General features: G+C 61.3%; 22 protein-coding genes. 5 read left to right on the forward strand and 17 right to left on the reverse strand.

Annotation, left to right across the window (positions count from 1 at the left end):
* Nucleotides 1-22: 22 nt before the first annotated feature.
* Together ACIPZE_RS24265 and hemE are read left to right on the forward strand one after the other, a co-directional pair.
* Nucleotides 23-1,441, forward strand: coding sequence for an FAD-dependent oxidoreductase (locus tag ACIPZE_RS24265; RefSeq protein WP_400775834.1), 1,419 nt, complete (start codon nt 23-25; stop codon nt 1,439-1,441).
* A 361-nt stretch (nt 1,442-1,802) separates the two neighbouring features.
* Nucleotides 1,803-2,870: a uroporphyrinogen decarboxylase gene (gene hemE / locus ACIPZE_RS24270; protein WP_016983859.1), complete on the forward strand. Its 1,068-nt coding sequence runs from the start codon at nt 1,803-1,805 to the stop codon at nt 2,868-2,870.
* 177 nt (nt 2,871-3,047) lie between these two features.
* Here hemE and ACIPZE_RS24275 read toward each other — a convergent pair whose 3' ends face one another.
* Nucleotides 3,048-4,322, reverse strand: coding sequence for an MFS transporter (locus tag ACIPZE_RS24275; RefSeq protein WP_400775770.1), 1,275 nt, complete (start codon nt 4,320-4,322; stop codon nt 3,048-3,050).
* Nucleotides 4,323-4,440: 118 nt separating this feature from the next.
* On the opposite strand from ACIPZE_RS24275, the gene ACIPZE_RS24280 reads away from it, so the two are divergent.
* Entirely contained in the window at nt 4,441-5,337 is an 897-nt protein-coding gene (locus tag ACIPZE_RS24280; RefSeq protein WP_400775773.1) for a LysR substrate-binding domain-containing protein, read from the forward strand.
* A gap of 53 nt (nt 5,338-5,390) precedes the next feature.
* Here ACIPZE_RS24280 and ACIPZE_RS24285 read toward each other — a convergent pair whose 3' ends face one another.
* Nucleotides 5,391-5,828 (reverse strand): excinuclease, encoded by a 438-nt coding sequence (locus tag ACIPZE_RS24285; protein WP_400775775.1) that lies wholly within the window; start codon nt 5,826-5,828, stop codon nt 5,391-5,393.
* Between the two features lie 129 nt (nt 5,829-5,957).
* Here ACIPZE_RS24285 and ACIPZE_RS24290 point away from each other — a divergent pair, with 129 nt between their 5' ends.
* Together ACIPZE_RS24290 and ACIPZE_RS24295 are read left to right on the forward strand one after the other, a co-directional pair.
* The gene (locus ACIPZE_RS24290) at nt 5,958-6,263 is read left to right on the forward strand and encodes a type II toxin-antitoxin system RelE/ParE family toxin (RefSeq protein ID WP_400775778.1); all 306 of its coding nucleotides are present in this window, start codon (nt 5,958-5,960) and stop codon (nt 6,261-6,263) included.
* The gene (locus ACIPZE_RS24295) at nt 6,260-6,547 is read left to right on the forward strand and encodes an addiction module antidote protein (RefSeq protein ID WP_400775781.1); all 288 of its coding nucleotides are present in this window, start codon (nt 6,260-6,262) and stop codon (nt 6,545-6,547) included. Before ACIPZE_RS24290 ends, ACIPZE_RS24295 begins: the two co-directional genes overlap by 4 nt.
* A 48-nt stretch (nt 6,548-6,595) precedes the next feature.
* On the opposite strand, the gene ACIPZE_RS24300 is transcribed toward ACIPZE_RS24295, so the two are convergent.
* The 15 genes from ACIPZE_RS24300 to ACIPZE_RS24370 are packed head-to-tail and all read right to left on the reverse strand — an operon-like array spanning nt 6,596 to nt 20,925.
* Nucleotides 6,596-7,039 carry an excinuclease gene (locus ACIPZE_RS24300; RefSeq protein WP_400775783.1) on the reverse strand — a complete coding sequence of 148 codons (444 nt, stop codon included), beginning with the start codon at nt 7,037-7,039 and terminating at the stop codon, nt 6,596-6,598.
* Nucleotides 7,040-7,059: 20 nt separating this feature from the next.
* A complete protein-coding gene (locus ACIPZE_RS24305; RefSeq protein WP_129388012.1) occupies nt 7,060-8,295 on the reverse strand; it encodes a beta-ketoacyl-ACP synthase in 1,236 nt (411 codons plus the stop codon).
* Nucleotides 8,295-9,023, reverse strand: a complete 729-nt coding sequence (gene fabG / locus ACIPZE_RS24310) for a 3-oxoacyl-ACP reductase FabG (protein ID WP_129388015.1) — start codon at nt 9,021-9,023, stop codon at nt 8,295-8,297. Before fabG ends, ACIPZE_RS24305 begins: the two co-directional genes overlap by 1 nt.
* Complete coding sequence (locus ACIPZE_RS24315) at nt 9,016-9,480, reverse strand: hotdog family protein (protein ID WP_400775786.1); 465 nt, start codon at nt 9,478-9,480, stop codon at nt 9,016-9,018. Before ACIPZE_RS24315 ends, fabG begins: the two co-directional genes overlap by 8 nt.
* Nucleotides 9,477-10,673, reverse strand: coding sequence for a beta-ketoacyl-[acyl-carrier-protein] synthase family protein (locus ACIPZE_RS24320; RefSeq protein WP_400775788.1), 1,197 nt, complete (start codon nt 10,671-10,673; stop codon nt 9,477-9,479). Before ACIPZE_RS24320 ends, ACIPZE_RS24315 begins: the two co-directional genes overlap by 4 nt.
* Entirely contained in the window at nt 10,670-11,266 is a 597-nt protein-coding gene (locus ACIPZE_RS24325) for a hypothetical protein (protein WP_400775791.1), read from the reverse strand. Before ACIPZE_RS24325 ends, ACIPZE_RS24320 begins: the two co-directional genes overlap by 4 nt.
* Complete coding sequence (locus tag ACIPZE_RS24330; protein WP_400775792.1) at nt 11,266-11,991, reverse strand: class I SAM-dependent methyltransferase; 726 nt, start codon at nt 11,989-11,991, stop codon at nt 11,266-11,268. Before ACIPZE_RS24330 ends, ACIPZE_RS24325 begins: the two co-directional genes overlap by 1 nt.
* Nucleotides 11,988-13,235, reverse strand: coding sequence for an NAD(P)/FAD-dependent oxidoreductase (locus ACIPZE_RS24335; protein ID WP_400775794.1), 1,248 nt, complete (start codon nt 13,233-13,235; stop codon nt 11,988-11,990). The genes ACIPZE_RS24330 and ACIPZE_RS24335 overlap by 4 nt, the downstream gene beginning before the upstream one ends.
* On the reverse strand, nt 13,222-14,385 hold the full coding sequence (locus tag ACIPZE_RS24340) for a sodium:proton antiporter (protein WP_400775796.1): 1,164 nt from the start codon (nt 14,383-14,385) through the stop codon (nt 13,222-13,224). The genes ACIPZE_RS24335 and ACIPZE_RS24340 overlap by 14 nt, the downstream gene beginning before the upstream one ends.
* The gene (locus ACIPZE_RS24345) at nt 14,382-16,721 is read right to left on the reverse strand and encodes an MMPL family transporter (RefSeq protein ID WP_283437968.1); all 2,340 of its coding nucleotides are present in this window, start codon (nt 16,719-16,721) and stop codon (nt 14,382-14,384) included. The genes ACIPZE_RS24340 and ACIPZE_RS24345 overlap by 4 nt, the downstream gene beginning before the upstream one ends.
* Nucleotides 16,705-17,307, reverse strand: coding sequence for an outer membrane lipoprotein carrier protein LolA (locus ACIPZE_RS24350; protein ID WP_400775799.1), 603 nt, complete (start codon nt 17,305-17,307; stop codon nt 16,705-16,707). Before ACIPZE_RS24350 ends, ACIPZE_RS24345 begins: the two co-directional genes overlap by 17 nt.
* Nucleotides 17,304-17,729: a thioesterase family protein gene (locus ACIPZE_RS24355; RefSeq protein ID WP_201230110.1), complete on the reverse strand. Its 426-nt coding sequence runs from the start codon at nt 17,727-17,729 to the stop codon at nt 17,304-17,306. Before ACIPZE_RS24355 ends, ACIPZE_RS24350 begins: the two co-directional genes overlap by 4 nt.
* Nucleotides 17,722-19,266, reverse strand: a complete 1,545-nt coding sequence (gene hutH / locus ACIPZE_RS24360) for a histidine ammonia-lyase (RefSeq protein WP_129388042.1) — start codon at nt 19,264-19,266, stop codon at nt 17,722-17,724. The genes ACIPZE_RS24355 and hutH overlap by 8 nt, the downstream gene beginning before the upstream one ends.
* On the reverse strand, nt 19,247-20,194 hold the full coding sequence (locus ACIPZE_RS24365; protein ID WP_283437966.1) for a glycosyl transferase: 948 nt from the start codon (nt 20,192-20,194) through the stop codon (nt 19,247-19,249). The genes hutH and ACIPZE_RS24365 overlap by 20 nt, the downstream gene beginning before the upstream one ends.
* Nucleotides 20,191-20,925 carry a glycosyltransferase family 2 protein gene (locus ACIPZE_RS24370; RefSeq protein ID WP_400775803.1) on the reverse strand — a complete coding sequence of 245 codons (735 nt, stop codon included), beginning with the start codon at nt 20,923-20,925 and terminating at the stop codon, nt 20,191-20,193. The genes ACIPZE_RS24365 and ACIPZE_RS24370 overlap by 4 nt, the downstream gene beginning before the upstream one ends.
* Nucleotides 20,926-20,993: the final 68 nt, after the last annotated feature.

Genomic DNA, 20,993 nt, shown 5'->3' on the forward strand with positions numbered 1-20,993 from the left:
AGAGTTTTATGAGCATTTAACAATGGCTGAACGTCTGTATAACGACTTCCAGTTCATCGATGTCGGGCGCAAAGATCCGAAGAAGAAACTGTTGCGTCAACGCAAGAAAGAGTTCGTCGAAATCTACGAACCGTTCAAACCCCAGCAGTCGGCCGATCAGGCCCACCGCTGCCTGGGTTGCGGCAACCCGTATTGCGAATGGAAGTGCCCGGTGCACAACTTCATTCCCAACTGGCTGAAGCTGGTGGCCGAAGGCAATATCCTTCAGGCCGCCGAGCTGTCTCACCAGACCAACACCTTGCCGGAAGTCTGCGGCCGGGTGTGCCCACAGGATCGTCTGTGCGAGGGTGCCTGCACCCTTAACGACGGCTTCGGCGCGGTGACTATCGGTTCGGTCGAGAAGTACATCACCGACACCGCGTTCGCCATGGGCTGGCGCCCGGACATGTCCAAGGTCAAACCGACCGGCAAGCGTGTTGCGATCATCGGCGCAGGCCCGGCGGGTCTCGGTTGTGCCGACGTGCTGGTACGTGGCGGCGTGACCCCGGTGGTGTTCGACAAGAACCCGGAAATCGGTGGTTTGCTGACCTTCGGCATCCCCGAGTTCAAGCTGGAAAAGACCGTGCTGAGCAATCGTCGCGAAGTCTTCACCGGCATGGGCATCGAGTTCCGTCTCAATACAGAAGTCGGCAAAGACGTGACCATGGAGCAACTGCTCGCCGAATACGATGCAGTGTTCATGGGCATGGGCACCTACACCTACATGAAGGGCGGTTTTGCCGGTGAAGATCTGCCGGGCGTTTATGACGCGCTGGACTTCCTGATCGCCAACGTCAACCGCAACCTGGGCTTTGAAAAGTCGCCGGAAGATTTCGTCGACATGAAAGGCAAGAAGGTCGTGGTACTCGGCGGTGGCGACACGGCGATGGACTGCAACCGTACTTCGATCCGTCAGGGCGCCAAGTCGGTGACCTGTGCTTATCGTCGTGACGAAGCGAACATGCCCGGCTCGCGCAAAGAGGTGAAGAACGCCAAGGAAGAAGGTGTGAAATTCCTCTACAACCGCCAGCCGATCGCGATCGTCGGTGAAGACAAGGTCGAAGGCGTCAAAGTGGTCGAGACCCGTCTCGGCGAACCGGATGCCCGTGGCCGTCGCAGCCCTGAACCGATCCCGGGTTCCGAAGAGATCATCCCGGCTGATGCCGTGGTTATCGCTTTCGGCTTCCGCCCGAGCCCGGCGCCGTGGTTCGAACAGTTCGAAATCCAGACTGACAGCCAGGGCCGCGTTGTCGCGCCTGAGCAAGGTCAGTACAAGCACCAGACCAGCAACCCGAAAATCTTCGCCGGTGGCGACATGGTGCGCGGTTCCGACCTGGTGGTAACGGCGATCTTCGAAGGCCGCAACGCCGCCGAAGGGATCCTTGATTACCTGGGTGTCTAAACCCGGCTCCTGAGCCAAACGCAATAAACCTGTGGGAGCGAGCCTGCTCGCGAAAGCGGTCTGCCAGCCAACTTAAATGTTGGATGTGCCGACCTCTTCGCGAGCAGGCTCGCTCCCACAGTTGTTTCTCGGTGTTAGTGATAACGCATTGATCGTTCCCACGCTCTGCGTGGGAATGCAGTCGGGGACGCTCTGCGTCCCAAAAAGCGTGACGCAGAGCGTCACAGGAGGCGTTACCACGCAGAGCGTGGGAACGATCATTGCGCAATAAATTGACCCGATAGACAAAAGGCTGACCTGCATCCGTGCCTTTTGCGTCGCGCTCTGAGAAAATGCCCGCACTTTTTTTCCGGATGCCGACATGACTGCCCTGAAGAACGACCGTTTCCTCCGCGCCCTGCTCAAGCAACCCGTTGACGTCACCCCGGTGTGGATGATGCGTCAGGCCGGCCGCTACCTGCCGGAGTACCGCGCCAGCCGCGCCCAGGCTGGTGATTTCATGAGCCTGTGCATGAATCCGGAATTCGCCTGCGAAGTCACGATGCAACCGCTCGACCGCTATCCACAACTGGACGCGGCGATCCTGTTTTCCGACATCCTCACCATTCCCGATGCCATGGGCCAGGGCCTGTACTTCGAGACCGGTGAAGGTCCGCGCTTCAAGAAAGTCGTCAGCACCCTCGCCGACATCGAAGCGTTGCCAATCCCTGATCCACACAAAGATCTCGGCTACGTGATGGACGCGGTCAGCACCATCCGTCGCGAGCTCAACGGTCGTGTGCCGCTGATCGGTTTCTCCGGCAGCCCGTGGACCCTGGCGACCTACATGGTTGAAGGCGGCTCGTCGAAAGACTTCCGCAAGACCAAAGCGATGCTCTACGACAACCCGCAAGCCATGCACCTGCTGCTGGATAAACTGGCGCAGTCGGTGACCTCGTACCTCAACGGCCAGATCATGGCTGGCGCGCAAGCGGTGCAGATCTTCGACACCTGGGGCGGCAACCTGTCGGCCGCGGCGTATCAGGAATTCTCGCTGGCCTACATGAAGAAAATCGTCAGCGGCCTGATCCGCGAACACGACGGGCGCAAAGTGCCGGTGATCCTCTTCACCAAAAACGGTGGCCTGTGGCTGGAAAGCATCGCCGACGCGGGTGCCGATGCACTGGGCCTGGACTGGACCTGCGACATCGGCAACGCCCGCGCCCGTGTTGGCGACAAGGTTGCCCTGCAAGGCAACATGGACCCGACCGTGCTCTACGCCAAACCGGAAGCGATCCGCACTGAAGTCGGACGCATTCTGGCCAGCTACGGCAAGGGCAGCGGTCACGTGTTCAACCTCGGTCATGGCATCACGCCTGAGGTTGATCCGGAGCACGCCGGTGCGTTCCTGCGCGCAGTGCATGAGTTGTCGGCGCAGTATCACGAGTGATCGCCACACAAAAAAAAACGCCCGGCTAAATGCCGGGCGTTTTTGTTTCCACGATTCAACATCGTACGCAGATCAATTGTAGGAGTGAGCCTGCTCGCGATAGCGGTGTGTCAGCCAACATATTGGGCGACTGGCTCACCGCTATCGCGAGCAGGCTCACTCCTACATGGGTACGCGTCAGGCCTTGACGCCACCCAGTGGCGGCAACTTCGCCAGCTTCAGCGCCACCAGCAGCGCGATCAGCAGCAACGAACCGATAAACAAGCCAATCCCATTCCACCCGCCCAAATGCCAGAACACCCCGCCCGCCGTGCCGGCAATGCTCGACCCGGCGTAATAGCTGAACAGGTACAACGACGACGCCTGTCCCTTCGCTTTGATCGCGCGACGACCGATCCAGCTACTCGCCACCGAATGCGCGCCGAAGAAGCCGAAGGTGAAAATCAGCATGCCGACAATCACCAGCAGCAGCGGCGTAAACATCGTCAGCGCAAGGCCGGCGAACATCAATGCAATCGTGGCCCACAACACCTTGCGCCGGCCCAGCTTGTCCGCCAGCGAACCAATCTTCGCCGAGCTGTAGATCCCCGACAGGTACACCACCGACAGCAAACCCACGAACACCTGATCAAGGTTGTACGGCGCCGCGAGCAAGCGATAACCGATGTAGTTGAACAGTGTGACGAACGCGCCCATCAGCACGAACGCCTCAAGAAACAGCAGCGGTAAACCGGCATCGCGAAAGTGCATGGTGAAGCCGTCGAGCAAACTGCGCGGGTGCAGGGAGCGCGAGCGGAAGTTGCGCGACTCCGGCAGGATTTTCCAGAACACCGCCGCCGCGATCATCGCCAGACCGCCGATCACCAGCATTGCCGTGTGCCAGCTGACAAAGTCGATCAGAACACCAGTGATCAAGCGCCCGCTCATCCCGCCAATCGCGTTGCCGCCGATGTACAGACCCATCGCCAAACCGATGTGCTGCGGGTGAATCTCTTCGCTCAGATAGGTCATCGCCACCGCCGCCAGACCGCTCAGCGACAGCCCGATCAGTGCGCGCATGATCAGCACGCCTTCCCAACTCGGCATCATTGCACTGGCCATCGTGCACAGCGCCGCCGCGAACAGCGCAGTCACCATCACCGGTTTGCGCCCGACCCGATCAGAAATCGGCCCGGTAATCAGCAGGCCGATGGCGAGCATGCCGGTGGCCACCGAGAGGATCAGGCTGCTCTGCGCCGCATTGATGCCATATTCGTGGGACAGCAGCGGCATCATCGGTTGCACGCAGTACAGAAGCGCAAACGTCGCGAAGCCGCCGCTGAACAGCGCCAGTACCGTGCGCATGAACATCGGCGTGCCTTTTTCGATGTAGATCTCTTGCAGCTCGGCGACGACATCGTCCGCCGCAGCAGGCGGGACTTCATGGGCTAGGGGCGCGACAGCAGTTTTCACTTCAGACCTCGGAGGGCACGGCCAGGCAGGCAATGAAAAAATCATATAGCTGGCTAATGTTTCTATCCAATATATTGTTCGACCTGTTTGATAGCTTTTACGACCTAATGAGATATCCATGGAATTTCGTCATCTGCGCTACTTCATCGCCGTCGCCGAAGAGTTGCATTTCGGCCGTGCCGCACAGGTGCTGGGCATCTCCCAGCCGCCGCTGAGCCAGCAGATTCAGGCGCTGGAGCAGGAGGTCGGCGCGCGGCTGTTCGAACGGACCAATCGTCGGGTCGAGTTGAGCGAAGCGGGTCGACTGTTTCTCGAAGAGGCGCGGTTGGTGCTGGCCCAGGTTGATAAAGCAGCGGATGTGGCACGGCGTGCACAGTTGGGTGAGCTGGGCGAGTTGAAGATTGGTTTCACCTCTTCGGCACCCTTCAACTCGACCATTCCTCAGGCGATTTTTGCCTTTCGCCAGCGCTTTCCGGCGGTGCATCTGAACCTGCGTGAGATGAGCAGCACCATGGTTGCGGATGCCTTGGTCGATCAGTCGATCGAGGTCGGCATCATGCGACCGCTGGGTTTGCCGGATTCACTGAGCGTAGTGGAATTGATGCGAGAGCCGCTGGTCGCGGTGCTCAGTTCCAAGCATCCGCTGGCGCAGGGTTCGGAAGAGGGCTTGTTTCTCGCGGCGCTGGCCCATGAACCGTTTGTGTTCTTTCCGCGCAGTTACGGCAGCGGTTTGTATGCGCAACTGCTCAGCCTGGCTCGCGACGCCGGGTTCAGCCCGCATTTCGCGCAAGAGGCTGGCGAGGCGATGACCATTATCGGTCTGGTGGCAGCGGGGTTGGGTGTGTCGGTGATGCCGGCGTCGTATCAGCGGATGCGCATCGATGGCGTGGTCTATCGGCCATTGCTTGATCCCGAAGCGGTGACCGCCGTGTGGCTGGTGCAGCGCAAGGATCAGAAATCCCCGATGGCCAAGGCCTTTGTCGACCTGCTCACACGCAAGGTCGAGTCTGCTTAAAAGACCGCAGCCCTGTAGGAGCTGCCGAAGGTTGCGATCTTTTGATCTTGCCGTTATGGCAACCGCACCAGATCCCCCTTCAACGCCACCCGCGTGACAAAAATCCCCGCCCGACACTCATACGTATTCAAATCCTTGCGCACATGCTGGTCGTAATAACTGACGAGATTGACCACCGCATTCGCCCCGACCCGCTTGGCGTCCGCCTGCAACTTGATCAGATTCGACTGCAACACCCACTCGCAGGAATCATGATCACTCTTGTTGGAACCGTTGGTGCTCAGATCACTGATCACATCCCGACGCAGCAACTGCTGAGTACCCTGCGGCCCATTGCCAAGCAGATAAAACTTCACACTGCCATCCAGCCGCCCGGCCCGCAGCGCATCCGACACGACCGTTTCAAAGGGCATATACATGAGATTGGTGGCATGGCTGGCGCTCGGCAACAGAGTGAGAAGCGCGGCGGTTATCAGGGCTTTCACTTGCATGGTCATCTCCTTGACGTCACAACCACATTGGTTTGAGCGTTTTCCATAAGTAGCGAGTGTAGACAACGTGTATCACTTGCAAACAATTCCAGTTTGAGCGAATGTAGCTCGTGGGCTACATTCGGTCACATGACTGAACTTCTTCGAAGTTCAACATTCTCCGGCTGGCTATCGAAGCTGGCTGATACTCGCGCCAGGGTGCGGATTCAGGCACGAATTGACCGTATGGCCGATGGAAATCTTGGCGACGTGAAATCCATCGGAGAGGGGATAGTTGAAGCCAGAGTTGACTACGGTCCGGGGTATCGGGTTTATTTCATGCAGCAAGGTCGTCAACTGATCATCCTTCTCTGTGGTGGAGATAAAAGCAGTCAACCTCGAGATATCAAACAAGCGAGGCTTTTAGCGAAGTCTTGGCAGGAGCAAAATCCATGACCGAAAAATTCACTCGCTGGGACTCTGCCGAGTACCTCAAGACAGAAGAGGACATGGCTAACTATCTGGACGCTTGCATGGAGGAGGCGGGGGATGATCCCGCGTTCATCGCCAAGGCGCTTGGTACCATTGCTCGGGCACGAGGCATGACACAAGTTGCAAGAGATGCGGGTCTCTCGCGAGAAAGCCTTTATCGTGCTTTGTCAGGCGAAGGAAATCCGGAGTTTGGGACAATTCTCAAAGTCATCAGAGCATTAGGTCTGAAGTTGCACGCCAGCACATGATCAAAACGACAAAGGGCGCCGAATGGCGCCCTTTGTCGTTTCTGGCGTTTACTGAACCTTCGCCAGGTCACCCTTCAACGCAACGCCCGCCATGATCGCGCCGGCGTGGCATTCGTAGGTTTGCGCATCCTTGCGCTCGTTGCTTTTGTAGAAGCTGACGATGTTGGTCACGGCATTGGCGCCGGCGCTTTTCGCGGCCTGGTGCAGGCTGATGATGGCCGACTGTGCAACCCATTGGCAGGCTTCTGCGTCGGACTTGTTGAAGGCGTTGGTCTTCTTGTTGGTGACGGCGCCGGGGCTGATGACGCTAACTTTGCCGGCCGGGGTGTTGCCGGCCAGGTAGAACTTGACGCTGCCATCGATTTTGCCGGAGCTGGTGGCTTCGGCGACGGCTTTGTCGAATGGCAGGTAAACCGCCGTGTCACGGGCCTGGCTGACCGCCGGCAAGGCGCAGAGCAGCAGGGTGGTGACAGCGAGTTTGTTGAAGCGCATGAAGGTCTCCTTGACCTGGATTAATTCGGTTGCGGCCAGCGACGGAAAATCAACGAGGTGTTGACGCCACCGAACGCGAAATTGTTGTTCATCACATAGTCGTGGTGCATCTGGCGGAATTCACCGCGCAGGTAGTCGAGCTTGCCGCAGTGCGGATCGACCTCGTCGAGGTTGAACGTGTGCACGTACTGGTCGCGATTCATCATCTCAATGCTGAACCACGATTCCAGTGCACCGCAGGCGCCCAGCGTGTGGCCGAGGAAGCTCTTCTGCGAGCTGATCGGCATGCGTTCGCCGAACAGGCTGCTGGTCGCCAGGGTTTCGGCAATGTCGCCCTGTTCGGTGGCGGTGCCGTGGCCGTTGACATAGCCGATGGCATCCGGTGTCAGCCCGGCGTCTTCCAGCGCCAGTTCCATCGCGCGGCGCATGGTCGTTTGCTCGGGGCGGGTGGTGTGCTGGCCGTCGGCGTTGCTGCCGAAACCGACGAGCTCGGCGTGGATGTGCGCACCGCGCGCGAGGGCATGTTCCAGCTCTTCGAGCACCAGCATGCCGCCGCCTTCACCGATCACCAGACCGTCGCGGCCCTTGTCATACGGACGCGGGCTGGTCTGCGGCGCATCGTTTTTCAGACTGGTGGCGTAGAGCGCATCGAAGACCATCGCTTCGGTCGGGCAGAGTTCTTCGGCGCCGCCGGCAAGCATCAGCGGCAAGCGACCGAACTTGATGGCCTCATAGGCGTAGCCGATGCCCTGGCTGCCGCTGGTGCAGGCGCTGGACGTCGGGATCAAACGCCCGGTGAGGCCAAAGAAGATGCTGATATTGGCTGCCGTGGTGTGCGGCATCATCCGCACGTAGGAGTTGGCGTTGAGGCCTTCAGCCACCGAGTTGAGCAGCATGTTGCCGAACGCCTTGATCTCGTCGGTGCTGCCGGTAGATGAACCACAGGCCACGCCCATACGCCCGTCCTTGATCGACGGGTCGCCCAACAGACCGGCATCGGCGAGGGCTTTTTCCGCCGCGCCGACTGCTAGCCGCGACACCCGGCCCATGCTGCGCAGTTGTTTGCGCGTCCAGTGCGCGGGCACGACAAAGTCATCGATGGGGCCGGCGAGGCGCGTGTTGAGTTCGCTGAAGCGATCCCACTCGTCCATCCGGCGGATGCCGCTGCGGTTGGCGGCGAAATTGCCGGCGATGGTCTGCCAGTCGCTGCCCAGCGAAGTGATACCGGCCATGCCGGTGACGACAACGCGCTTCATCAGCACAAGCCTCCGTTGACCGCCAGGACCTGGCGGGTGATGTACGAGGCTTCCGCCGACATCAGGAAATTCACCGCACTGGCCACCTCTTCAGGCGTGCCCATGCGTTGCGCGGGGATCATTTTCATCAGTTCTTCCACCGGCACGTTTTCGTCGAGCATGGCCGTGTCGATCAGGCCGGGCGCGACGCAGTTAACGGTGATTTTGCGCTTGCCCAGCTCGATCGCCAACGCCTTTGCCGCGCCGATCACACCGGCCTTGGAGGCGCTGTAGTTGACTTGGCCACGGTTGCCGATCAGCCCCGAGACGGAAGTGATGCAAACAATGCGACCGGCGGCGCGGCGGCGGATCATCGGCATCATCACCGGGTGCAGAACGTTGTAGAAACCGTCGAGGTTGGTGCGCAGCACCACGTCCCAATCGTCATCGCTCAGCGCTGGAAACGCGCCGTCGCGGGTCAGACCGGCGTTGAGCACCACGCCGTAATAGGCACCGTGGTTTTCAACGTCGGCTTCGAGAATGCTTCTGCAGGCTTCGCGGTCGGCGACATCGAATTGCAGAATGCGCGCCTTGCGCCCCAACGCTTCGATTTCGGCCTGCACCGCTTGGGCTTCCGCTACGCCGCTGCGGCAATGCACGACGATGTCGTGCCCGGCTTGTGCCAGGCGCAAGGCAATGGCGCGGCCGATGCCACGGCTGGAGCCGGTGACCAGTACGGATTCAGTCATCGTTCGACTCCTTTTTTTGCACAAGATAATCAGCCGCTGCAGGCGGCCGGAACACATTCAACCGGGCAGTCGCTTCGATGCCGGGAGCGTTGATATGGCATTCGAAAACGCCCATGCCGTTGTCGTCTTCCAGCGAGCGAATGCCATGAATGGTCAATTCGCTCCCCTCAGGAAACGCGTCGACGTTGCACTCGAACTTGCGCGTGCCGAGCAGGAAACCCAACTCCACCGGTTTGCCTTGCTGGCGCGCATGGCAACCGGCGAAGGCCGCGACGCTTTGCGCCATCAACTCGATGCCGACCCACGCCGGCAGGCTGCCGTCGGGCAGGTTGAACAAACCGTCAGGCTTGACCGTGAGCGTGGTGTAGATCTGTTCATCGTCGAAGCTTTCGATGCTGTCAATCAGGATCATGTCGCCCGCATGGGGCAGCAGCTCGGCGAGCGGCCAGGCAGTCATGGGGCATCTCCGATAATCAGGCTGACGTTGTTGCCGCCGAAAGCAAACGAGTTGCTCATCAGGTAGCGGGGTGCAATGGACGTCAGGCGCTCGTCTGCGGTCACCCACTTCAGGGGCGGCAGAGCCGGGTCGGCCTGACCGTCCCAGACGTGCGGTGGCAAAAGGTGGGCGGGGTTGTCGGCGCTGAGGCTCAGCCAGCAGAACGCGGCTTCCAGCGCGCCGGCAGCGCCGAGGGTATGGCCGGTCAGCGGTTTGGTCGATGAGCAGGCGACGCCTTCGGGGAACAGCGCGGCGACGGCGAGGCTTTCCATGGCATCGTTGTGTTGCGTGGCGGTGCCGTGCAGGTTCAGATAATTGATTTGCGCGGCCTGCAACTGGGCGCGGCTCAGGGCTTTCTGCATCGCTTGCAGGGCGCCACGGCCGCTCGGTTCGGGCGCGGAAATATGGTGCGCGTCGGAGCTGGCACCGGCGCCGAGCAAGACGATGGCCGGGCCGTCGCCTGGCTGTTTGCTCATCACGAACAACACCGCCGCTTCGCCAATATTGATGCCGTTGCGATTGGCCGAAAACGGATTGCAGCGTTCAGTGGAAACCGCCTCAAGTGACGAGAAACCGTTGAGCGTCAGTTTGCACAGACTGTCGACCCCGCCGCACAGCACCGCGTCGCACAGGCCCAGGTCGAGCAGGCGCTGGGCGCTCATCAAGGCCCGCGCACTCGACGTGCAAGCGGTGGAAATCACATAGGCCGGGCCGCTGAGTTGCAGCCAGTCGGCAAGGAAATTCGCTGGAGCGCCAAGCTCCTGCTGACGGTAATCGTATTGCGCCGGAAATTGCTGCTCACGAATGTAGTGCGCCAGGCCACGGCTGGCCTCGTCGATGCCCGAGGTGCTGGTGCCGAGCACCACGCCGATGCGCTCACGGCCGTAGCTGCGGATCGCCTGATCGATGTCATCGCGAATCTGCAATGCGGCTTCGAGCAACAACTGATTGTTGCGGCTGCTCTGCTCGGCGAGTGCTGCTGGAATCGCGGCCAGTTCACCGTGCACGGCAGCCACCGGCAAATTACGCTCCGCGATCCAGCCGGATTCGTGGCGCATGCCCGAGCAGTCGCCGGCAAACAGCTTGCGCGCGATGGTTTGCTTGTCGCGGCCCAGTGAGCAAATTACCCCGAGGGCATTCAGGTAGGCGGTCATGGTGTCGATTCATCCAGCGCAGACACGCGATAGTGCGGGCCTTGGGGCAGATTCATTTGAAAGCTCAGCGGTTGTGCATAACGGATGTCCCAGCGCGCCGGCAGCGAACGTTGCCCGACCTGTTGTTGCGCGTCGGGATAATTTTGCAGCAGTTCGTTGGCCGGGGTCAGAGCAAACAGTAGCGCAGCGAACAGCTCGCGAGCTTCCGGATTGGGCGGCAGCAGACCATCGGCCTGCCAGTGCCCGTCGATCAGTTGCTGACGCGCCTGGGGAATGCCCAGCGGGTCCATCATTGACCAGCGAATGCCGGAGCCTTCACGCTGGATCACCAGCAGCCAGTCCTGGCGTTGCCCGGCCTGCTCGCGCTCGATGTGCAGTTGCAGCGGCAATGGCAGAGTCGGGTTGCCCGCCGGCAACGGCGCCTGGCTGGCGCAGGCACTTAACAACAATACAACGCCGATCATCACCAGTCGCAGCGCTGCGAATAATGTAGGAGTGAGCCTGCTCGCGATAGCGGTCATGCATTCAAAATAAAGGTTGGCTGACCCACCGCTATCGCGAGCAGGCTCACTCCTACAGGTGATGGAGTACATCAGGAAACCTCTGCCAAAGGTTTGCGCGCGACGACGTTGACCAGCGTTTCTTCACGCTGCCCGAACGGCTTCGGCTTGAGCAGGCCAAATCTTTCAAGCAAGCCAAAATCCGTCGAGCGGCTCCACCACAAATACGGGTACGAAACATTGCGCTCGGCAAACTCGAAACCCTGCTCGCGAATCATCTGCAGGTACTGCCCCGCGCTTTTCTGCACATGCATCGGATGGCGGAACAACCAGCGAATCACCCAAGTATCAATGTAAGCCTCGGTGGACTCGGCGAAAAGCAGATAACCGCCCGGCTTGAGCACGCGATAGAACTCGGCGAGGGCTTTTTCCTGTTCGACCAGATGATGAAAAGTCTGGTGGCAGAACAGCAGGTCGACGCTCGCATCCGGCACATTCAGGGTGGCGCAGTCACTGCCGATCAGCTCGACATCAAGGCTCAGACGTTTGGCTTCCTCGCCGCTCAGTTCAAGGCTGTGCGGGTCGGCATCGATGCCGATCAAGCGCTGTGGTGCAAAGGTCTGGCGCAAGTGACCGAACGACTTGCCCTGGCCGCAACCGGCGTCCAGCAACACCGGATGTTCCGGCAACGGTTCGCTGAACAGCCCGCGCAAATCGTTGATCGCCACGCGCAACACATGGTGCTGCCAGGTATGGCTGCGCAGGAACCAGAAACCGAAACGGGTTTCCTCGACGTAGCTGTCGCTCAAGTAGTTCATGTGGCGTCCTTTGCACAGAGTTCGGAAATCATCTTCAAACGGCGGCGCGCCTCGCTGACGAACGGGTTGCGTTCGTCCCAGGCGTAACCGGCGAGGATCGAGCAGATCATCCGGCGAATCTCCGCCTGGCTGTCCTCGTAGAAAATCACGTCCTGGAACGTGCCGGCGTACCAGCCTTCGACGTAGCAGCGGAAGGTGTCGACGCCACGTTTCAGCGGCTCGGCAAATTCGCGCTGCCAGTCGACCGTTTCGCCTTGCAACTGACGATGCAGCACCGCCGCCGCCATGCTCGCCGACCGCATGGCGATGGTCACCCCGGAGGAGAACACCGGGTCGAGAAATTCCGCTGCGTTGCCGAGCAGGGCAAAACCCGGGCCGTGCAGGGTTTTGACGTTGGCTGCGTAGCCGCCGAGGGTGCGCGCGGGGGTGTCCCATACGGCGTTGTCGAGGACGCCGGCAAGGCTTGGCGTTTCAGCGATGAAGCTGCGCAGGCAAGCATCGAGGTCGGCATCGCGACCGGCGAAATGTTCGGCGGCCGCGACTACACCCACTGAGCAACGACCGTTGCTGAACGGGATCGTCCAGAACCAGATGTCGCGATGCTGCGGATGGGTGGTGACGAGGATTTTTTCACGGTCGAACGCGGGGCTGTCGATGTGATCCTCGACGTGGGTAAACACCGCCTGACGCACCGGGAAATTCGACGGCGCTTCGAGATCGAGCAAGCGTGACAGCACCCGGCCGTAGCCGCTGGCATCGAGGACGAAATCCGCTTCGACGCGGTATTCGCTGCCGTCCTCGCGACGTACATCAAGCTGCGGTTTTACTCGCTCGAAATCCACGCTGACGATGGCATCGCCATAGCGAATCTCGGCGCCTTGCAACGCCGCCTGATCAGCCAGCAGCTTGTCGAAATCGGCGCGTTGCACCTGGAAAGTAGTGGGCTTGCCGGCGGAGAACGTATCGCTGAAATCGAACGCGCTATAACGCTCGCCCCAGGCAAACGCAGCACCGGTCTTGCGTTGGAAACCGGCGGCGTTGACCGCCTCGAGCATGCCGGCTTCTTCGACGAAATCCAGGCAATGGCTGAGCAGGCTTTCACCGATGGAAAAACGCGGAAAGTGCTGGCGTTCGATGACCAGCACATCGTGGCCCTTGCGCTTGAGCAAAGCTGCAGCGATTGCGCCGGACGGGCCGGCGCCGATGATCACGACCTGACGGGATTCCATTTCAACGATTGGCACGCGAGCTCCGGGGCAAAGGGTTATTCAAATTCAGAGGGGCGCTGTGCAGGCCGATCAGGGCCGGCAACAGTGTGGCGATCAGGCCCATCAGCATCAGCGCGAAGTACAGCGCAGGCGTGATGAGCTGTTGTTGCAGCAGCAAATTGAGAAAGACGATTTCGCTCAGGCCACGAATGTTCAGCAGCACGCTTTCGCGCCAGCGGCTGGCGCCTTCGAACGAGGCGCCAGCCCAGCCGAGGCCGAGCCAGTTGCCCAGCAGTTTGCTGGCAATCGGCACCAGCAACAGTGCTGCCCATTGCAGGGCGCCAAGGCTGGCGACGGCGCTGTGCACATCGATCTGCACGATGCCGAACGTGAGGATCAACGGGATGGCGATCCACGTCTGCAAGCGGCTTATCCAGCGCGCCGGTAATGGCAGCACCAGCGGCACTTTCAGCGCAGCCATGCACAGCAGATAGCCGATGCCGAAAATCAGCGCATTGAGTTTGTAATGCTCGGCCATGACCAGCAGCGCGAAGAAACCGAGGCTGTAGGTCAGCGGTCGCCTTACACCGAGCAGACGCAGCAGCAATGGCACGCACGCAAGCCCCACCGGCAGTAACAGACTGCTCAGGTGCAGGCTACCCTGAGCGAGGCCGAACAGCGTCCAGCACGTCAGGTCGATGAGGATCGCGGTTTGCACCAGCCGTCGGGTGGCGGCCGGTGGATAGTCGATATGGCGCAGATACAGGTACAGCACCGGAATCGCGGTAATCGCGAACACCAGGCCGATAGCCAGTGAGTTGAGCCATGGTTGTGTGGGCAGCAGCCAGTAAGCCGTCGCCAGGCCACAGACGAATGGCACGGCGAAACTCGGCACGGCGATTTTCACGCTTTGGCGATCAAGTTGCAGATCGATCACATCACTGAGGATATGCCCGAGCAGCAGGGCAAAACTCAGGCTGTACAGACTCTTCAACCAGTCCGGTGCGATCAGTTGCGCGCCGCTGAGCTGCCAGCCCGGTTCGATCCAGAAGTACATCAGCAGCGGCAAGCCGAAACTCGCCAACAGCAACTGACTGACAATCGGGATCAAGCCGAAATGACGACCGACACGGGTGGCCGCGACAAACAACGCCAGGGCCAGCAGCCAGAAGGCAACGACCATCATGCTGCCGGCTCCGCAACCGGCGCAGGGTGTTCGTGACGTCCGGCCCACGGTGCCAGCAGGAAGCTGAAGGCAAGACCGAGGCTTACCGACAGGCCGAAATTGCTCACCGCCGGCGTGCTCGAAACCGCCAGCAGACCGAACGACAGCCATGTCGTCAGCGCCGCCAGCAATGTGCCGAGCAGGCTCACCGCCGCACCGCCGACCTGTTCACGCATGAGGATCGCGTAATCGACACTGATCGCCGTGACCAGCAGCAGGCCGAACAGGCTGAACAGGGTCAGCGGCTGGCCGAGCCAACCGAGGCTGGCCAGACTGCACAGCGCTGCCAGCAGCGGCAGGGCAACGATACGCAAGGCACCGCCGAAGCCGAACGGCAGGATCAGTACCAGCACGATCAACACGCACGAGGCGAGCTTCAATTCGGCTGCGCTGATCTGCGTGGCGGCGAACACCGCATTCAATTCACCGAGACGATCGACCAATGTCACACCCGGTAAGTCCAGTGCCTGAATCCGCAACAGCGCAGGGTTGTTCAAGCCTTGCAGGCTGGTCATCGCCGCCACGCCCTCGGCGCTCGGGCCTAGCCAGAGCATGCGATAAGGCTCGCCGAGCGGGCCGGCCAGCGCGGTGTCGATGTCTTCGGCAGGCACCGTTTGCAACTGTTGCAACTCGGTTTGCAGCGCCGCGAGCGGAACGCCAAGGTCGAGTAGCGGCTGCCAGTATTGCGGCAGTTTATTCAGCGCTGCGCGCACCTGCTCCTGTTGGCTCGGCGGGCTGACCAGTTGATCGAGGGCCAGATAGCCTTGCAGTTTGTCGAGGTTGACCAGTTGTTCCAGGCGCTCGCTGAGCGCCGCCTGGCGTTCAAGCAGTTGCTGCTGATCGGCGGCGCGCACGAGGAAGAATTGGCTGGTCGGCTGATAGCCGGTGATGCGCGCGATGGTCTGCGCTTCATCGGTCAGACGCTGCGGCGCGCCGACCCATTGGCGGATATCGTTCTTGCTTTGCAGCTGCACCAGACCGCCGGTGCAGAAGGCGATCAGCAGCGCTAGCAGGACCGGGGTACGCACCCGCTCAAGCAGTTTTTCGCGCAGATTGACCAAGCGTTCGGCGAGTCGCAGCGGCCATTGTGCGGGACGCAGCTCGAGGTTTTTCAGCAGCGCTGGCAGCAGACACACCGCCGACAGATACGCACCGAGCAACCCGGCTGCGGAGAACACGGCAATTTGCGTCAGCGCCGGAAACGGCGTCCAGGCCAGTGCCAGATATCCGATGACGCTGGTGATCAGGCTCAGCGTCAGCCCGGACACGGTCAGGCGCAGCGCCGGCCAACTGCGCCATGGTTTCAGGCTCCAGCTTTTCGACAGATAGTGCAGCGGATAATCGACGGCGACGCCGATCAGGCTTGAGCCCAGTACCAGCGTCATCACGTGCATGTGGCCGAACAGTGCCACGCACGCCACCGCGCCGAACAACATGCCGACCAGCACCGGCACGAAGGCCAGCAAGACCCGCCAGCGGCGAAACGCCAACAGCAGCAACAGCAGAATGCCGAGCGTGGCACCGCCGCCGACCCAGGTCATTTCGCGCGTTGCCTGTTGTTGACCGTTGGCCGCGTACAGCAGGCCACTGGCGGCGAGCAGTTGCACGTCGGATTTTGCCGCTTGCTCGCGACTGTGCTGGAGCAGGTCGGCCACTTGCAGCGGCAGGTTCATGTCGAAGGCGTTGCCGGTTGTGCGCGCGCGCAGCATCACCCAGCTCTTGCCGTCGGCATCGGCGACCAATGCCCCGCTGCCGATGTCCAGTTGCACTGCGCCGTGTTTCGGCTGGCTGTTCTGGATGCGTCCGGTCAGGCCCAGCCAGTCGTCCTGACTCGGCACCAGACTGAACCCAGTGAACGGGTCGAACAGCGCCTGCACGCGTTGTTGAATGAACACGTCGGGGTGTTCGCTGAGCAGTTGCCGGTCGTCCGCCGAGAGCATCGCCAGCCGCCCTTGCAGCAATTGCGTGCGCAAGGCCGGCAAGTCCGCTTGCAGGTTCCACTGGACTTTTTCGAACAGCCCGCTGGCCTGCCATTGCTCGCCCAGCGTCTGCGCCATGGCCACCGCTTGCTGGCGATCGGCGTGGCCGACCAGCACCAGCATTTCGCGGTTGAGCGGTTCCTGCATGCGCTGTTCGGCGCGCAGTTCGAGGGCATCAGGGTTGGTGCCGGGCACCAGTTCCATCAGGTTCGCCGACAGCGGCGCGCCGTCACGCCACTGCCAACCGGCCAGCGCAACGACTGCCAGCAGCAGGATCAGAAACAGCCAGGGCAGCCTGCGTTCACTCGGCAAAGTCATGTTGCTCCGCGTCGCTCAACGGTTGATTGGCGATGCTGTCCTGCATGCGCAGCACAGTGCTGTCGCCCTGGGTTTCCAGCAGTTCGATGGTCTGCACCAGCGCGCCGCCGTCGATGTTGATCTGTTTGAACACTTGCTTGAGCAGCAGCGAGCGCGGGGTCAGGGTGAGTTTCCACTGCTGCGCGTCGCCGCTCAGGGCCAGTTCGAAGTCGCGTTGCAGGCCGCTGCTGTCGCCTTGCAGTACGGCGAGGAACAAGCGGTTCTGCTCGGCCCCGGCGCTCTTGTTCGGCAGCAGTTGCCAGCCGTTATCGTCGCGACGAGCGATGCCCTGTGCGGTGATGCGGTAGTCCTGCTGCAATGGCGTTTTCAGCAGCCAGAGCAGGCCGCGGCTTTTCGCAAGAACGAAATTGCCCTTGCTGAGCAGCGGCTGCGGCAGGGCACGCAGGTGTTTTTCCTGGATGAACCGGCCGTGGATCACCTCCGGTTTTGCCAGTTGCTCGCTCAATTGTTGCAGGTCGAAAGCATTGGCCAGCGCCGACACCGTCAGCAGCGCCAATACGCTCAAGGTTTTAACAAAAACATTCATCGCAGCATCCTTTCCACGGCATCGGTGAAAACTTTCGGCGAAGCCAGCTGCATCTCGCGGCTGCTCACGTCGACGGCGACCTGCACCGAGCTGGCGCGGGTCAGGCGCTCGCCGGTTTGCAGGTCGGTTATCAGGTAGTTGATCTTCAGGCGATTTTCCCACTCGACCAGATTGGCGCGCACATTCAAGCGCTGGCCGAACACCGCGCCGCGCACGTAGCGCAGTTGCAGGTCGATGATCGGCCAGGCGAACCCGGATTCGACCATGTGCGTGTAGTTGTGGCCGATCTTGTCGAGTAGCGCACACCGCGCGACTTCGAGGTATTTGACGTAATGGCCGTGCCAGACCACGTGCATGGTGTCGACGTCGAAAAACGGTACGAGGATTTCCGTGTCGGCGTGAAGCACTCCGGCGCTACGCATGCAGCCTCCAGTGTTGCGCGGCGATGCGTTGCAGGCACAGGCGCAGTTCGCCTTCCAGCGCGCGGTCTTCGATCACCGGCGGGAAGTCCTTGGCCAGCTCTGCGTGCATCGCCGCCAACGACGGCGGCAGCGGCCGCGCGTCCTCGGCCTGCGCGCGCAGCCATACGCCTTGGTTGGCGGCGAGCAGGGTGGCAGCGGCGACCTGTTCGGTCAGCTCCAGCACACGGATCGCATCGCGGGCGGCGATGGTGCCCATGCTCACTTTGTCCTGGTTGTGGCACTCGGTGGAGCGCGAGAACACGCTGGCCGGCATGGTGTTTTTCAGCGCTTCGGCGGTCCAGGCGCTGGTGCCGATCTGCACAGCCTTGAAGCCGTGGTTGAGCATTGCGCGATCCGCTGGCGCGCCGGACAAGTTGCTCGGCAAACCGTGGTTGTAACGCTCGTCGACCAGCAGCGCGAGTTGCCGATCGAGCAGGTCGGCGACGTTGGCCACGAGGTTTTTCAGACTGTCCATGGCGAAGGCGATATGGCCACCGTAGAAGTGCCCGCCGTGCAGCACGCGCTCGGCTTCGGCGTCGATGATCGGGTTGTCGTTGGCGCTGTTCAGTTCGATTTCGATGAACGAACGCAGCCAGTTCAGGCTGTCAGCCAAGACGCCGAGCACGTGCGGGGCGCAACGCAGCGAGTAGCGATCCTGCAAGCGGTGCAGCGGCGCGGTCGGCGCGTCGATCGCCAGATCCTTGCGCAGCCACGCGGCGACCTGCATTTGCCCCGGATGCGGTTTGGCGGCGAACAGACGTTCGTCGAAGTGTTCCGGATTACCTTGCAGCGCGACCACGTTGAGCGCGGTGATGCGCGTGGCCAGTTGCAGCAGATAGTCGGCGCGGGCAAAGGCGAGGCAGGCGAGGCCAGTCATTACGGCGGTGCCGTTCATCAGCGCCAACGCTTCTTTCGGACGCAGCACCAAAGGCGTCCAGCCAAGTTCGCGATGCACGTCGGCAGCCTGACGGCGCTCGCCACGGAACATCACTTCACGCTCGCCGGAGAGTGTCGCGGCGACGTAGGACAGCGGCGTCAGATCGCCGCTGGCACCGACCGAGCCTTCTTCGGGAATCAGCGGCAGGATGTCGTATTCGAGAAAGGCGTGCAGGCGTTCGAGAAGCTCTACGCGCACCCCGGAAACTCCGTGGCACAACGACTGCAAACGCGCTGCCAGCACCGCGCGGGTGGCTTGCGCGTCGAGCAGTTTGCCCAACCCGCAACCGTGGAAGGTGTAGAGGTGACGCGGCAACGCTTCGACGTGATGCAACGGCACCGCGACCACGCAGGAGTCGCCGTAACCGGTGGTCACGCCATAGATCACGCCTTCCTTGTCCAGCAGCGAATCAAGGAACCGCGCGCCCTTGGCGATGCGCTCGCGGTAATCGGCGTCGCTCTGCAATTGCACGGGCGCCTGACGGTTGGCCAGAGCCAGCACGTCTTCGATGCGCAATGGGCGTTCGCCGAAGGTTACCGGCTCATGGGTTGGCGTCGTCATCGGTCTTCCAGAAAGGGTAAAAGTTGAACCATTGTTGCGGCGCTTCGAGGCAATAGTGACTCAGGCGCTGCGCATAGCGGGTGGCCCACTGATGAATGACCTGCTCGCGCTCGCTGCGCTTCCACACGATGGTCTCGGCGAAGGGTTCGAGGGTCAGGCGATAGTGGCCGTCCGGCTGTTTCAGGCACATCAGCAGATTGACCGGGCATTTGAGCAAACCGGCCAGCAGCCACGGGCCTTGCGGGAACGGCGCCGGATGGCCGAGAAAGTCCACGGTCACGCTGCGCCCGCCGTGTAGCGGCACACGGTCACCGGCAATCGCCAGCCACTCGCCGCGCTCCAACCGCTCATGCAGTTGCAGCATGATCACCGGGTCGAGCTCGCTGACCTGAATCAGGCGCAGGTTGGTCGCTCCGGCTTCACCGAGCAAACGGTTGAATTGCTCGGCGTGCTTGGTGTGCACCAGCACGTTCATGGTGACCTTCTCACCGATCTCCGCCAGTGCGCGGCACACCTCGAGGTTGCCCAGGTGCGCGCCGACCAGCAGTTGCCCGCGACTGCCGCGCAACTGGTTGCGCAGCAGCGCCGGGTCGATGATCTCGATCTGTTCGATGCGCAGCTTGCCGTTCCACACGTCGAGTTTGTCGAGCATGGAGTCGGCGAAGGCCATGAACTGGCCAAACACCCGCCGATGACTCGGACGCAAATCTTCGCGCCGGGTCGATTCGGCGAGGCGCTGCTGGTATTGCCAGGCACTGCGCCGTGCCGTGCGGCCGAACAGGAAAAAGTACAGAACGATGCCGTACAACAATGGGCTGAGCAGACGTCGCCCCAAGAGCTTGGCGGCGAGCGCCGTGAATTTCATCAGCAGGAAGCTGCCGCGTTCCTCGCGGTCCGCCCAGTGCTTCTTGTCGGTTTCGCCGGTCATGCTCGCCACCGTCGCCAGAGGATCACGGGAAGGCGCAGCAACATGCCGAAGAACAAGCGTGTGTGCATGCTCGAAATCAGCGCGTTGTCGTGGAACAGGCGAAAGTGCGACATGCCGTCCAGCGGGTAATGCACGCTGGTCTGCAGCCAGCGCATCGGCTGATTGCGCCACGCCAGGCGGACGAGAATGTCCGAGTCGAAATCCATCCGTTTGCCGATTTTTGCCGAGTCGATCAGGGCCAGTGTCGGCACCAGCGGGTACACGCGAAAACCGCACATCGAATCACGGATCTGCAGTGACAGCGTGTTGATCCAGACCATGACATGGGTCAGATAGCGCGCATACAGGCGGCCCTTCGGCACGCTCTCGTCGAACAGCGGATAACCGCAGATCAACGCCTCGGGGTGGGTGCGGGATTCGTCGACAAACCGCGCGACATCGTGCAAGTCGTGCTGACCGTCGGCATCGACCTGCAAGGCATGGCTGAAGCCCAGTCTTGAGGCCTCACGCAGGCCGGTCATCACCGCGCCGCCCTTGCCTTGGTTGGCGGTGAGGCGTACCAGATGCACGTTGTCGCGCTCGGCCAGCGTATCGAGTACGCGGGCGCAGGAGGGTGTGCTCGCATCGTCGACCAGAATGCACGGCAGACCTTGCTCGAGCAGAGCCTCGACCACCGTTCCGATCGCTGTTTCGTGGTTATAAACCGGAATCACCGCGCAAGGGTTATGCATAACAGTTCTCCTGTGGAAAACCGCGATCCCTGTAGGAGTGAGCCTGCTCGCGATTGAGTGCGCAGCAC

The organism is Pseudomonas sp. NPDC089741, assembly GCF_044748825.1.
GTDB lineage: Bacteria > Pseudomonadota > Gammaproteobacteria > Pseudomonadales > Pseudomonadaceae > Aquipseudomonas > Aquipseudomonas helmanticensis.

Coding starts and splice junctions, on each gene's coding strand:
- hemE (WP_016983859.1), top strand. CDS start 1,803: ATGACTGCCCTGAAGAACGACCGTTTCCTCCGCGCCCTGCTCAAGCAA.
- ACIPZE_RS24315 (WP_400775786.1), bottom strand. CDS start 9,480: ATGACTGCCTGGCCGCTCGCCGAGCTGCTGCCCCATGCGGGCGACATG.
- ACIPZE_RS24365 (WP_283437966.1), bottom strand. CDS start 20,194: ATGACCGGCGAAACCGACAAGAAGCACTGGGCGGACCGCGAGGAACGC.
- ACIPZE_RS24320 (WP_400775788.1), bottom strand. CDS start 10,673: ATGACCGCCTACCTGAATGCCCTCGGGGTAATTTGCTCACTGGGCCGC.
- ACIPZE_RS24285 (WP_400775775.1), bottom strand. CDS start 5,828: ATGCAAGTGAAAGCCCTGATAACCGCCGCGCTTCTCACTCTGTTGCCG.
- ACIPZE_RS24280 (WP_400775773.1), top strand. CDS start 4,441: ATGGAATTTCGTCATCTGCGCTACTTCATCGCCGTCGCCGAAGAGTTG.
- ACIPZE_RS24300 (WP_400775783.1), bottom strand. CDS start 7,039: ATGCGCTTCAACAAACTCGCTGTCACCACCCTGCTGCTCTGCGCCTTG.
- ACIPZE_RS24355 (WP_201230110.1), bottom strand. CDS start 17,729: ATGCGTAGCGCCGGAGTGCTTCACGCCGACACGGAAATCCTCGTACCG.
- ACIPZE_RS24370 (WP_400775803.1), bottom strand. CDS start 20,925: ATGCATAACCCTTGCGCGGTGATTCCGGTTTATAACCACGAAACAGCG.
- ACIPZE_RS24350 (WP_400775799.1), bottom strand. CDS start 17,307: ATGAATGTTTTTGTTAAAACCTTGAGCGTATTGGCGCTGCTGACGGTG.
- ACIPZE_RS24325 (WP_400775791.1), bottom strand. CDS start 11,266: ATGTACTCCATCACCTGTAGGAGTGAGCCTGCTCGCGATAGCGGTGGG.
- ACIPZE_RS24345 (WP_283437968.1), bottom strand. CDS start 16,721: ATGACTTTGCCGAGTGAACGCAGGCTGCCCTGGCTGTTTCTGATCCTG.
- fabG (WP_129388015.1), bottom strand. CDS start 9,023: ATGACTGAATCCGTACTGGTCACCGGCTCCAGCCGTGGCATCGGCCGC.
- ACIPZE_RS24340 (WP_400775796.1), bottom strand. CDS start 14,385: ATGATGGTCGTTGCCTTCTGGCTGCTGGCCCTGGCGTTGTTTGTCGCG.
- ACIPZE_RS24290 (WP_400775778.1), top strand. CDS start 5,958: ATGACTGAACTTCTTCGAAGTTCAACATTCTCCGGCTGGCTATCGAAG.
- ACIPZE_RS24305 (WP_129388012.1), bottom strand. CDS start 8,295: ATGAAGCGCGTTGTCGTCACCGGCATGGCCGGTATCACTTCGCTGGGC.
- ACIPZE_RS24330 (WP_400775792.1), bottom strand. CDS start 11,991: ATGAACTACTTGAGCGACAGCTACGTCGAGGAAACCCGTTTCGGTTTC.
- hutH (WP_129388042.1), bottom strand. CDS start 19,266: ATGACGACGCCAACCCATGAGCCGGTAACCTTCGGCGAACGCCCATTG.
- ACIPZE_RS24265 (WP_400775834.1), top strand. CDS start 23: ATGGCTGAACGTCTGTATAACGACTTCCAGTTCATCGATGTCGGGCGC.
- ACIPZE_RS24295 (WP_400775781.1), top strand. CDS start 6,260: ATGACCGAAAAATTCACTCGCTGGGACTCTGCCGAGTACCTCAAGACA.